Genomic DNA, 12207 nt, shown 5'->3' with positions numbered 1-12207 from the left:
CCGGTGCTACCTCTTCTCCCCGGCGGGGAGAAGGTGGCCGCGAAGCGGCCGGATGAGGGGGACCCCCATATGCGGGGGAGATCGGCAGCTTCAACCCTGTGCCTAACCCCATTGGCATGAAACGGGTGGTTTGCGTGCGCTGCTTCACCCATCTGATTGCAGAAGCCGATGAAGCCAGAGGAGGCAAAGCCATGACCATTCATTCGATAGGTTCGAAAGCAGCGGTCCGATCGGCGGAAGCGCGGGTCGCCGGATATGATTGGCAGGCATTGGCCGAGGAGATGAGCGGCTACGGCTGCGCCGTGATGGAAAAGCTGCTGACACCTCAGGAGTGCCGAGAGATCGCCGGGCTCTATCCCGACGAAAGCCATTTCCGCAGCCATGTCCACATGGCGCGGCACGGCTTCGGCAAGGGCGAGTACCGCTATTTCCGCTATCCCTTGCCCGAGCTGATCGGCGGCTTGCGCACCGCGCTCTATCCGCGCCTGGCCGCGGTCGCCAACGACTGGAACGAGCGCATGGGCATCGCCCGGCGCTACCCGGACGAACACGCCGCGTTCCTCAAGCAATGCCACGAGCAGGGCCAGACGCGGCCGACGCCGCTCCTGCTGCAATATGGTCCTGGCGACTTCAACTGCCTGCATCAGGATCTCTACGGCGATCTTGCCTTCCCGCTGCAGGTGGCGATCCTGCTGTCCGAGCCGGTTAAGGATTTCACCGGTGGCGAGTTCGTGCTGACCGAACAGCGTCCGCGCATGCAGAGCCGCGCCGAGGTGGTGCCGCTGCGCCAGGGCGATGCCGTCGCTTTCGCGGTCCACAATCGTCCGGTCCAGGGCAGCAAAGGCAGCTACCGCGTCAATCTCAGGCACGGCGTCAGCCGGCTTCGCTCCGGCCTGCGCCACACCGTCGGCATTATCTTCCACGACGCGAAGTAAAGGTGTTGTAGACTTCCTTCTTCCTTCTCCCACAACAAGGGGAGAAGGGAGAGCGATGCGTCTTCGCTCAGGCCTGAAACATCGCCAGCTCTTCTGCGGTGAGGTGGCGTGCCTTGCCCTTGGCAAGGTCGCCGAGCTGCAATGGGCCGATCGCCACCCGCACAAGGCGAAGCACTTCCATGTCGTAGGCGCCGAGCAGGCGGCGGATATGGCGGTTGCGGCCCTCGTCGAGGGTGATTTCGAGCCATGCAGTGCTGGTCCCGCTGCGCAGGATGTCGATCGACCGCGCCGTCAAATCCTCGCCGTCGACCGTTGCCCCGGCGCGCAACTGCGCCAGCATGGCCTCGTCGGGCAGGGCGCCGATCTGCACGTGATAGATCTTGGCGACGTGGGAGGCGGGGTCGAGCAGGCGCTGCGCAAAGCGCGTGTCGTTGGTCATCAATAGCAGGCCTTCGCTGGCCTTGTCGAGGCGGCCGACCGGCGACACGAAGGGCAGGTCGAGTTCTGCCAGGCAGTCATAGACGGTGCCGCGGTCCTGCGGGTCGTCGCGGGTGGTGACCAGGCCGCGCGGCTTGTTGATCATCAGGTAGACCTTGCGCTCGGCGACGACCCGGCTGCCGTCGACCTCGATGCGGTCGCGGCCGGGATCGACGCGCATCGAGCCGTTGCGCACGACTTTGCCGGCGACCCGAACGCGCCCTTCGGCGACCAGCAGCTCCGCCTGCTTGCGCGAGCACAGGCCGAGTTTCGACAGCGCCCGGCAAAGGCTGACGCCCGCGGGTCTCACTCCGGGAGGACTGGCCCCGGCGCTGGGCGAGGGGCGTTGCCGGCCGACGTTCGGTCGTGGCGTCATCGTTTTGCGTGAGCGTTCCGGCAAGGTCAGGACTTTCCCGCCAGCCCATCTCCAGCCTGGGCGAGCGTTTCCATGCCGTCGCCGAGGTGTTTTTTCAAGACGCGAACGGCGGCCTCGGCGTCGCGATGGCGGCAGGTCGTCAACAGGTCGCGGTGCTCCGACTGCGAGCGGCTGCGATAGTTGAGGTTGGACAGGAGAACGCGAACGTAGCGGTCGGCCGCATTGTGGTGGGCTTTGATGAGGCCGAGGAGCCGGGCGTTGCCGCAGGCGCTGTAAAGCGCCAGGTGAAAGGCACGGTTCAGCGATCCCCAGCGGCCGACATTCGGCTCGGCATCGATCTGGTTGAGGACATAGCCCGCCTCGTCGAGCTTCTCGTTGCCGAGTTTCGGCACCGAGAGCCGCAGCGCTTCGCCTTCGAGCAGGGCGCGGACCGCAAAGATCTCCCTGATCTCGGCAGCGTCCATCCTGGCGACATGCGCGCCCTTGGTCGGATGGATCGACACGATGCCTTCGGCTTCGAGTTGGCGAAGCGCGTCGCGGACCGGCATGCGGCTGAAGCCAAATCGCTCTGCCAGATCGTCCTGACGCAGCGGCGTGCCGGCCGCCAGGCTGCCCTCGGCAATCGATTCGCGCAGCACATTCGCCACTTGCTCCGCCACCGTCAGCGGCTTCTGCATCAAGCCGTCGCCAAGTCCGCGCAAACCATTCTCCCTGCTATCCTGCGGACCTTGCCTAACAGAAAGCAGCAAGGGCGGATATGTGGATTCTCGTATACGAGTATCCCAGCGTGTATTGGACGGGTGCCGGTGATGCCGCGTCACGCCGCATGGGCCTGCCGGCCGGCGAGCCCTGCTGCGCGGCTTCGGTTCCGCTGCCATCCGCGTGTTTGAAAATCCTGCCGCTCTACCGGACGGAACCCCGTCTCGGTAGCCGAGCGCCAGGAGATTTTGCGGTCAGGAAAGCGGTCGCCTGCCTCGGACGCGCCGCTTCCCTGGCTCCGACGTGGTGCCTGGCTGATCGCCGAGGCACCACGATCGTCAATTCGACCTGGGGTCGTCCAGCGTCTCGACGACGAAAGACGCGGCAATCAGGTCGTCGGCATCGAGCCGCAGGGAGCCTTCACCTCCTCCCATGACGGCGGCGACCTTCTGAAAGGTTTTCATCTCGTGCCCGGTAATTCGGGCGCTTTGCATCCTGGCTTTGAGGTCAGCGACACGCAGCCCCAATGTGTGGGACGTTCCAATTTCACGGTTCGACATGACAATATGCTCCTCCCCAACCCATGCTTTTGCCTCCCCGCCGGTATTCGCCGTCGCCTTGCTTAAATATAAGGCATCGCGAATACAGCGCCCCGAACGCGTGGTGCGAGGGAAGGTTCCAGCGCAACACGGTCACGAAATAATACGGGCCAGCCGGCCGATCCGGCAGGCTAACCGCAGGAGGGTGGCAGGCGCGGTGGATCGGTCACAAGCTGCACGCCGACATTGCCGTCGCCGTCGAAGAAAACCTGCCGGTCTGCGAAGCGAAAAAGCTCACGGCAGCTTGGAAGACGAGCTGTTCGAGCCATGCCGGCGCTTGCGGCTGCCAATATCAGATTGGCGCGTGCGGATGCCGATCATGCTCACGGCGAACCGGCTCGTTTCCTTTGGCCTCAGCATCATCCACTTCCTCAAGGAGCACTGCCCGCAGGCTGCGGACGAACGCTGCCTTCGGCGATGGATGCGCCGGGCGCGCTCAGCGCTGTTGCCGCGGCAGCGATGCTATGCCGCAACCAGACGTGCCGAGGTTCGTCCTGGTGGCGCGCGTGCCAGAGAAGGCTCATGGTGAAGCTGCCGAGATCAAGCGGCGGGGGCAGCGAGACAAAACGTGCGCCCACCATCTGCGCCAGGCTCGACGGCAGCGTCATGATCAGGTCGGAGCGGGCAGCGATTTCCACTGCTGCAAGGAAGCTCGGTACGCGCACGCTCACCCGTCGTCGGCGGCCCACACCAGCGAGCGCCACGTCGACGAACGCTGGTCCAACGCCGGTGACGCTCACCACGATATGACCCAATTCAAGAAATCGGTCGAGCGTAAGCTCATGGTTCGCTGCGGGATGCCCGGCGCGCATCAGCGTGACAAAGCGGTCTTGATAGAGGCCGCGCCGGCGGATGCCCGCGGGCGCATCGTCGATCACGCCGACGAGTGCGTCCACGGCGTCCTCCTCCAGTGCTTCGATCGCCGTTGCGTTGGGCGGTAGAATGTCCAGGTCGAGCGCCGGCGCCTCGACGGTGAGACGGGCAAGCAGATGAGGCGCCAACGCGGCAGTCTCAAGATCCATCATCAGCAGCCGCACATGACCGGTTGCCGTTGCCGGGTCGAACGGATTTGCCCCCAGCATCGTAGCGATGTCCGCCAGGGTCCTGCGCAGCGCCGGCCGAATCTCGTCGGCGCGGGCAGTGAGCATGTAACCTGTCCGCCCTTCCACCAGAAGGGCGTCCGCGAACAGCTTTCGTAGCCGCGACAGCGCACGGCTCACCGCCGGCTGGCTCATACCGAGACGGACGGCGGCCCGCGTGACGCTTCTTTCGTCAAGCAGCGCCTCGAGCACCACCAGCAGGTTCAGGTCGACGCGACGCAAATTCACTTCGTGCATGCCGGCTATATAATACATGCATTTTTCGCATGCATAGCCATTCCGTAATCCTGGGTTCTCATAAATCGCGAACACCCGAGGAGAACAGATCAATGCATGTGGTTTTTGGAGCAAATGGGCGGGCCGGCGGGGAAACGGCGCGTGCACTGATGGCGGACGGTGAGCCCGTGCGCGTGGTCGTGCGCCGTCGGGAACAGGGCAAAGCGTGGGCGGCGCTCGGTGCCGAAGTCGCCGTCGCCAGCCTTGAGAACGCAGAGCAGGTTTCCGCCGCTTTGAAGGGCGCAACGGCGGCGTTTCTCCTCAACCCCCCGCCGGTCGCCGGCGATCCGTTTGGACAGACAGCGGAGATCGGCGCAGCACTTGCCCAGGCGGTCCGCCGCGCCGATCTGTCCAGGAGCGTTATCCTATCGTCGATTGGCGCGCAGCATGAGACGGGCACCGGGGTCATTGCCACCTTGCATCAGGTCGAGGCGATGCTAGCCGGCACCGCGCCCGCCACGGCCTTTCTGCGCTCGGGCTATTTTGTCGAAACCTGGTCGGAAGTCGCTGAGGCTTGCGTTTCGGAAGGCGTGCTCCCGTCGTTTCTGGAACCGGACCGGAAAATTCCCATGGTCAGCACGACCGATGTCGGGCGCGCCGCCGCCCGGCTGATGTCCCACAACTGGGCTGGAACGCGCATCGTGGAACTGGCCGGGCCCGAAGACTGGAGCGCCAGCGATGTGGCGGCTGCCTTTGCGAAGGTTCTAGGCCGTCCGGTCGAGCCGGTGCTCGTGCCGCCGGAGCAGCGCGAAGCGGTCCTGGCCGAGGCGGGGCTCTCCGCGGAGGTTACCGCCGCCCTGCTCGGCATGTACGAAGGCATTGCAAACGGTCGCTTCACGCGCCAGGCCGGAACCGAACATTGGCGTGGCACGACATCGCTGACAGCCGCGGTCGAGCGTATCGTGACGAAGCTGCGCGCTGCCGCTTAACCATTCATGCGACCTTGGTGATGGCAGGAGGACTTCCGGCCCCGGCCGACTCGCACTGTCACAGCTGCAGGAACCCGACCGTCGCATCGTGATCGGCACCCGCGGCGCAGGCCGGACCGGGGTCATGACGCTCACACTCGGCCCCTCGAACCTGGCAAGCATTCGGTAGGTCGCCGGCCGGGTGTTCGACGAGATCGCTCGATCCAGCGCCGGCCACTATCGCCCATCTTCTCGTTGGCCGCGACCTGGCAGGCGAAACGCCCGGTGTAGAACGCCCTGGCGCGGTCCTGGTGAAATACCGGCAACTGGACAAGCATTGATCGGTTCTCCTCTCCCTTGATAGGTTGCCGCGCAGCCGCCCACAGGCAAGAACGACGCGGGCGGCCGAAAAGAATTTTGCTGAGCCGAGAATCTTTTCGGTAACTCCGGTCGTCTTCTGCTGAGACCAGCCAATTAGGAGACGAACCATGGGCTACAAACTCATTCGCTACAGCGTGAAAGACACCGAACTGGAAGAGAACCGCGCGCTGGTGGCAAAGGTGTTCGAGGCGCTGGATGAGACGGCGCCGCCGAGCGTGCGCTATCTGGTGCTCGAACTGGACGACGGCGAGTTCATCCACGTCGTCGGCGAAGGAAATGAACCATCCGCGTTGACCGGGCTTGCGGCCTTCGAGGCGTTCACCCAGAACCATGCGGAGCGACGTTCGACCCCGGTCAAGCGATCGCCTGCCAAAATTATCGGCAACTACCATGTGCTTGAGGACGGCAAAGCCGGATAGAGCGATCGCGCCTCGAAAGAACGCCATGATCTCACGGAAATTCGATCGGCCAGCGCTGGAGGCGATGCTCGCCGAGTTACACCCCAAACTGCACCGCTACTGCGCTCGCATGGCCGGCTCGGTGATCGACGGCGAGGACATCGTGCAGGAGACGCTGCTGAAAGCGCTGCAGGCGGTCGACGGCAGCATGGCGGTCGAGCGGCCCGAGCAATGGCTGTTTCGCATCGCCCATAATGCCGCGCAGGACCATCTGCGCCGACGCCATCGGGAAAGGTCGCGCATGACCGAGACCGACATGACCACCATCGAGGATCCTTCCGGCAGCGCCGACAGCAGGATCGCCGCGGTGACCGGCCTGCGCAGCTTCATGCAGCTTTCGGTGGCGCAGCGCAGCGCCGTGATCCTGGTCGACGTGCTCGGCCTTTCCCTGCACGAGACCTGCGAGGTGACCGGCGCCACGCTCGCCGCCACCAAGGCGGCGCTGCATCGCGGGCGGGCACAGCTGCGCGTGCTGGCAGCCGAGCCCGAACACGTCGCCGCGCCTAAGCTCGGCGCCGAAGACGAGCGGCGGCTGCGCCGCTATGTCGATCTGTTCAACGCGCGCGACTTCGACGCGGTCAGGGCGCTGATCGCCGAGGATATCCAGCTCGAACTCGTCAGCCGCCTCCGCCTGCGCGGCAAGGCCGAAGTGTCGACCTATTTCAGCAATTACGACCGCATCAGCGACTGGGCGCTGTCGCTGGGCTTCGTCGATAGAAGGCCGGCGATTCTGATCCGCAACCCGCAGGAGCCGGACGGCGCCGTGCGCGGCTTCATGCTGGTCGAATGGCAGGACGAGCGGGTCGTCCAGATCCGCGATTTCCGCTACGCACCCTGGTGCCTGGTCGATGCGGAGATCAGCATCGTGGACGGGTGAGGAATCTACGACCCACACCGGTCCGCTCGATATGGAGTCGGTGCAGCTTTCGGATCAAGCAGCCTTGACTCCCTGGTGACCCGAACGTAATTGCCACATGGCTGCAAGTGTCTAGAGCGGTTCCGGTTCTCTTGGAACCGGTAACTCGCTCTAACTATATGTTTTGCGGCATTTATGCCGACGCCAAATGATCCCATTTGGCTGCAAAATGCTCTAGTCGACACGCACGCGGCGCGTCACCTGGCCATTGCTTTCCCAGTATGTGTGTTTCTTGGCAATCAAGGGATCGTCCATTGCCGGTTGAACTTGTCCCGTGGTGCTGACCGCGCGCGAGGTCACCGTGTGTTCTCCAGGAGCGGGACTTGCCCAATCCAGGGACCAGATCTTCCAGGCGTGCTCGGCCTCCTCACTGTGGTCAATGGTCGCTGGTGCCCAAGGCCCTTGATCGATTTGCACTTCGACGCGCTCGATCGGCGCCCCCCAGGCTGCCCCAATGACGCGGTAGTCTGAGTCTTTCCGGGTGACCTTCGCAGGCGCGGACTTTATCAGCGCTCGGCCGACCGAGGTCTCGGCCCAGACGGTCTCGCCGTTGTGGTCTTCCTCCCGGATGGTGACATAGTCACGCGCCATCAGAAGGCTCATGAAGCGGGTGTCGCGAACCTCGATGCGATCCAGCCACTTGACGTTGGCGATCCCGTACCAGCCCGGAGCAATGAGCCGCAGCGGGAAACCATTGGCCGCCGGCAAGGCCGCTCCGTTCATTTCATAGCAGAGGAGATTGTCGGGATTCATCGCATCGTCGAGCGACATGCTGCGAGCGAAGTTCTGCTTCATCTTCACGTCGCGTATTGCGACCTCGCCTTTGTCAGTACCGAAAAAAACGACCTCGATGCCCTTCTCCAGAATGCCGGCTTCCTCGAGGATCGGGGCGAGCGGCGTCCCTGCCCAACGGGCATTGCCGATGCCGCCGGTGAAAAAGGGGAAACCGTGGTTGCCCGAGCATTCCACTGTGAAAACGACCTCCTGCCGCGGTCGCGCCCTGATGTCGGCGAGCGTTAATTTTAAAGGCTTCTTCACCAGGCCTCCGATCTCCATCGACCATGTCTTCTCGTCGATCGTTGGTCGATTGAAATGCGAGATGCTGAAGAACTTGTCGTTTGGAGTTATCCAGCCATCCAAATCCTCCCAGACAAGCTGCTTCTGGATACCGACCGGATCGGGATTTTCGGTCGGCTGATCCAGCCACGGAACAACTTCCTCGCTCGGCCGTGTTGGAAAAGCGTAAGCCCGACGCGAGGTATAGAGAGCCGCAATTGCGGCAAGAGCCGCGCTTCCTTGAACAAGGAGTTCTCTGCGCTGAAAATCAGGCATGTTGTTACCTCCCAATTGATCCGGAACGGGCTGCAACGTGCCTTAGGCCGTAGCCTGATCACGGATAGGCGACACAATGTGAGGTCTGCCGACCCGGAAGTATCCGGACAGGTCAGACAATCACCCGACGCAAGTCAAGCATGTGAAGCATTGGACGAAACACCAGCTCGCGTTTCGCACGCTAAGAGTGCGCCTTTGAGAAGGAAGTGTCCACAACCTGGACGGGACATGATGATGATTGCAGCATTCGAGACCGATTTTTCCAGTCCTGCCAAAATCGTTTGCTGCTCGGGTTGCTATCGGAAACGACCGCTTTCGGGGTCGTTTCCGGACTTTCGCGGGTGCGGTCGGAAAGGCCCGGTCCGACCGCATTTCTGCCGTTCCGATGTCGGCCTCACGATCTCCAAGGCGCACGTTCACCCATTATTCAGCGAGAAGGCGGGATGGGCTGCCGTCTTCCATGGCGCGACAGGATGGCGGTGCGGCCGGCGCAGGTGTATGTTGATGGTCTAATATTTCGATATCAGGGAGGACAGCATGACGTCTTGGGAAATCAAGGGACGCGAACTCGTCAATTGTACCTGCGAATATGGCTGCAACTGTCAATTCAATGCGCTGCCCGACAAAGGCCATTGCCATGCGGTGGCGGGCATCCAGATCGACGAAGGTCATCATGGCGAGACCGCCCTCGACGGCCTTCGGATCGCCGCGATCTTCAAATGGCCTGGCGCGATCCACGAAGGCAATGGCGAAGCCATCGCCTTCGTCGACGAGAATGCAACCGACCGGCAGCGTCAAGCGCTGCTGCGCATCATGACCGGCCAGGACACCGACCCGTTCGCGACGATGTTCGCCGTCTACGCCTCAACCGTAACAAAAATGAATGAGCCGGTTTTCACCAAGATCGATCTCGACCTCGATATCGACGGCCGCAGGGGCCGCATCTTCGTCAAGGACTATATCGAAACCGTCGGCGAACCGATCCGCAACAAGGTGACGGGCGCGGACTCGCGCGCTCAGATCGTGTTGCCGAACGGCTTCGAATATGCAGTCGCCGAGATCGGCAGCGCTTCGAGCACAACCAGCGGGCCGGTTCAGGTGAACATGAAGGACAGTTACGGCCAGTTTGCCCGGCTGCATCTCAACAATCACGGGGTGGTGCGGGCCTGAGGCGCCACATGGACGGCGGGTCGCCACTGGAACGGCTGCTCAGACGCGACCGCGTCATCACGATTGCGGGCGTGGTGGCGCTGTGCCTGCTGGCCTGGCTTTATATCGTCGCCGGTGCAGGGCTCGGCATGAATGCGTGGGAGATGACGAGGCTCGCGCTATTCCCCCACCAGCAAACTGCCGACGTGACCTCCGATATCTCTGGCATGGATATGCCTGGGATGGATATGCCCGGCATGGACATGAGCGCAATGGCCATGGCAGCCGAACCGCGGGCCTGGGGGCCGGCGATCTGGGCGCTGATGATCGCCATGTGGTGGGTCATGATGGTTGCCATGATGTCCCCGAGTGCGGCGCCGACTATCCTGCTCTATGCGCGCGTGCATCGCCATGCGCTCGCACAGGGTCAGATCCAGGACAAGCTCGCGCCCACCGGCGTATTTATGGCAGGCTACCTCCTGGTTTGGCTGGGGTTTGCCGTCGTGGCCACCGCGTTGCATTGGCTGCTCGAACGCGAGGCCTTCGTCTCCGCGACGATGATGAGTTCGCAGAGCCGCTGGCTTTCCGGCATCGTCCTGATCGCCGCGGGCCTGTATCAGCTCTCGCCGCTCAAGAACGCCTGCCTGTCGCATTGCCGGGCACCGACCGCGTTCCTTGCCCGACACTGGCGTCCCCACGCAGTTGGCGCGCTGCGTTTGGGCGCGTTGCACGGGGCGTTTTGTGTCGGATGCTGCTGGATGCTGATGGCGTTGTTGTTCGTGGGCGGCATCATGAATCTGGTGTGGGTTGCCGGGCTCGCTATTCTGGTGCTGGCTGAAAAGCTGTTTCCTGCCGGCCAGTGGGTTGGCCGGGCAGCCGGCATCGCCCTGATCGCCTGGGGCAGCGCAACGCTTTTGGTCTGACGACCAGGGCCGCCTATGTCGGCATTCAAAGGCGTGAGGAACTTTGACTCCTCGCATCCGTTTACCCGAATGTTGGGGATGGGAGGTTCCGCCAATGAATGTCAGCGACGAAAGGACTGTATCCCTCTGGGCGGCGACCGAAGTAGCGCCCGACGCGGTCGCGCTCGGGCAGAGCGAACAGGTCGATGTCGTGGTCGTCGGGTCTGGAATTGCCGGACTGTCGGTCGCGTACGAACTGGCCGTCGCCGGGCAAAAGGTGGCGGTTCTCGATCGCGGCCGGATCGGAAGCGGCATGACGGCTCGCACTACCGCGCACCTGTCATCCATTTGCGACGACTACTTTTCGGAACTGACCAAATTGCGCGGTGAGGACCTGGCGCGGATGTATTACCAAAGCCAGTCGGCCGCTATCGACCGTATCCAATCAATCCAGGAGAGCGAGAGGATCGCGTGCGATTTCCGACGCCTCGACGGCTTTCTCTTTCCGGCTTCCGGCAGGCAGCAATCCGACATCAAGCGCCAGCTGGACGCCGGTCTGAAAATCGGTGTCGACGTCGAGAAGATCAGGGGTGTGCCGTTTGCAGGCTTTTCGGATGCGCAGGCCCTTCGATACGCCAATCAGGCGACCTTCCACCCGCTCAAATATCTCCGCGGGCTGGCCGCAGGCATCCGCTCGCGCGGCGGCGCGCTTTATGCCGATACCGTTGTCGAAAAGGTCGAGGAGACTGACCGCGGCGTGCGCGCAACCACGGTTTCAGGCTTTACCGTGTCCGCCAAATCGGCCGTTGTCGCCACCAACTCGCCGATCAACGATCGGGTCGCCCTCCATACCAAGCAAGCGCCGTATCGGACCTACGCGATGTCGTTCGAGATCGCGCGCGATACCATACCGGATGCCCTGTATTGGGATACTGAAGACCCTTACCACTACGTTCGGCTTCAGCCTGGCGAAGATCGGACCGACGTCCTGATCGTCGGAGGTGAAGACCACAAAACAGGGCAGGCCGATGATGCCGGTGATCGCTTCGCGGCCCTGGCGGCCTGGACCAAAAGGCTGGTGCCCGATGTCGGCGTGGAAACCAACCGGTGGTCCGGGCAGGTGATGGAGACCGTCGATTATGCGGGGTTCATCGGCCGCAATCCTGGCAACCGCCGCGTCTTTGTGGCAACTGGGGATTCCGGCCAGGGCATTACCCATGGCGTCGTCGCCGGCCTGTTGATTTCCGACCTGATTCTGAAGGGGGAAAGCCGCTGGCGCGAACTTTACGAGCCGTCTCGCAAGACGGCAGGCGCGATCGGCGATTATCTGTCGGAGAATGCGACAGCGCTCAAGAGTTTTGCCGAGTATATCGCGCCTGGCGAAATCGATTCCGTCGACAAGCTGCGACCGGGAGAAGGTGCCATCGTCCGCGAAGGGCTCACCAAAATCGCCGCGTTTCGCGATGACGACGGCACGCTCTACAAGCGCTCGGCCGCATGCACGCATATCGGCTGCCATGTCCATTGGAACTCGCTCGAGCGCTGCTGGGACTGCCCCTGCCACGGCTCGCATTTTGCTATCGACGGCACGGCTTTGAACGGACCGGCCGTGTCGCCCCTGGCTTCGCTTGACTAGAGCGGGATGAGATTAGTTTCGGTCATAGCCGGAGTTTTTGAAGTAGTGCGAGCACTCGGCGGA

General features: G+C 63.0%; 12 protein-coding genes. 7 read left to right on the top strand and 5 right to left on the bottom strand.

Annotated elements, in window-relative coordinates:
* The first annotated feature begins 191 nt into the window (after positions 1–191).
* Positions 192–935: a 2OG-Fe(II) oxygenase gene (locus ACWUKX_RS29195; RefSeq protein ID WP_456010131.1), complete on the top strand. Its 744-nt coding sequence runs from the start codon at positions 192–194 to the stop codon at positions 933–935.
* A 67-nt stretch (positions 936–1002) separates the two neighbouring features.
* On the opposite strand, the gene ACWUKX_RS29190 is transcribed toward ACWUKX_RS29195, so the two are convergent.
* The 4 genes from ACWUKX_RS29190 to ACWUKX_RS29175 form a co-directional block, all read right to left on the bottom strand.
* Positions 1003–1788 (bottom strand): pseudouridine synthase, encoded by a 786-nt coding sequence (locus tag ACWUKX_RS29190; protein WP_456010130.1) that lies wholly within the window; start codon positions 1786–1788, stop codon positions 1003–1005.
* Between the two features lie 26 nt (positions 1789–1814).
* Entirely contained in the window at positions 1815–2465 is a 651-nt protein-coding gene (locus ACWUKX_RS29185) for a GntR family transcriptional regulator (protein ID WP_456010153.1), read from the bottom strand.
* 360 nt (positions 2466–2825) lie between these two features.
* Positions 2826–3047 carry a hypothetical protein gene (locus ACWUKX_RS29180; protein ID WP_095520963.1) on the bottom strand — a complete coding sequence of 74 codons (222 nt, stop codon included), beginning with the start codon at positions 3045–3047 and terminating at the stop codon, positions 2826–2828.
* Between the two features lie 410 nt (positions 3048–3457).
* On the bottom strand, positions 3458–4423 hold the full coding sequence (locus tag ACWUKX_RS29175) for a LysR family transcriptional regulator (protein ID WP_456010152.1): 966 nt from the start codon (positions 4421–4423) through the stop codon (positions 3458–3460).
* A gap of 92 nt (positions 4424–4515) precedes the next feature.
* Between ACWUKX_RS29175 and ACWUKX_RS29170 the strand changes: the two genes are divergently transcribed.
* The 3 genes from ACWUKX_RS29170 to ACWUKX_RS29160 all read left to right on the top strand — a co-directional run bounded on the left by ACWUKX_RS29170 (position 4516) and on the right by ACWUKX_RS29160 (position 7086).
* Positions 4516–5391, top strand: a complete 876-nt coding sequence (locus ACWUKX_RS29170; protein WP_456010129.1) for an NmrA family NAD(P)-binding protein — start codon at positions 4516–4518, stop codon at positions 5389–5391.
* Between the two features lie 467 nt (positions 5392–5858).
* Positions 5859–6170 (top strand): hypothetical protein, encoded by a 312-nt coding sequence (locus tag ACWUKX_RS29165; RefSeq protein ID WP_456010127.1) that lies wholly within the window; start codon positions 5859–5861, stop codon positions 6168–6170.
* Between the two features lie 25 nt (positions 6171–6195).
* Positions 6196–7086: a sigma-70 family RNA polymerase sigma factor gene (locus ACWUKX_RS29160; RefSeq protein ID WP_456010125.1), complete on the top strand. Its 891-nt coding sequence runs from the start codon at positions 6196–6198 to the stop codon at positions 7084–7086.
* 213 nt (positions 7087–7299) lie between these two features.
* Here the strand turns inward: ACWUKX_RS29160 and ACWUKX_RS29155 are convergent, their stop codons facing one another.
* On the bottom strand, positions 7300–8457 hold the full coding sequence (locus ACWUKX_RS29155) for a sulfite oxidase (RefSeq protein WP_456010151.1): 1158 nt from the start codon (positions 8455–8457) through the stop codon (positions 7300–7302).
* Between the two features lie 537 nt (positions 8458–8994).
* Between ACWUKX_RS29155 and ACWUKX_RS29150 the strand changes: the two genes are divergently transcribed.
* The 3 genes from ACWUKX_RS29150 (at position 8995) to ACWUKX_RS29140 (ending at position 12144) form a co-directional block, all read left to right on the top strand.
* Complete coding sequence (locus ACWUKX_RS29150; protein WP_029351172.1) at positions 8995–9627, top strand: DUF1326 domain-containing protein; 633 nt, start codon at positions 8995–8997, stop codon at positions 9625–9627.
* Between the two features lie 8 nt (positions 9628–9635).
* On the top strand, positions 9636–10529 hold the full coding sequence (locus ACWUKX_RS29145) for a DUF2182 domain-containing protein (RefSeq protein WP_456010124.1): 894 nt from the start codon (positions 9636–9638) through the stop codon (positions 10527–10529).
* A 94-nt stretch (positions 10530–10623) separates the two neighbouring features.
* Positions 10624–12144 carry an FAD-dependent oxidoreductase gene (locus tag ACWUKX_RS29140; RefSeq protein WP_456010123.1) on the top strand — a complete coding sequence of 507 codons (1521 nt, stop codon included), beginning with the start codon at positions 10624–10626 and terminating at the stop codon, positions 12142–12144.
* Positions 12145–12207: the final 63 nt, after the last annotated feature.

Source organism: Mesorhizobium sp. f-mel (assembly GCF_053850215.1).
This window is presented reverse-complemented; position numbering and strand designations above follow the sequence as displayed.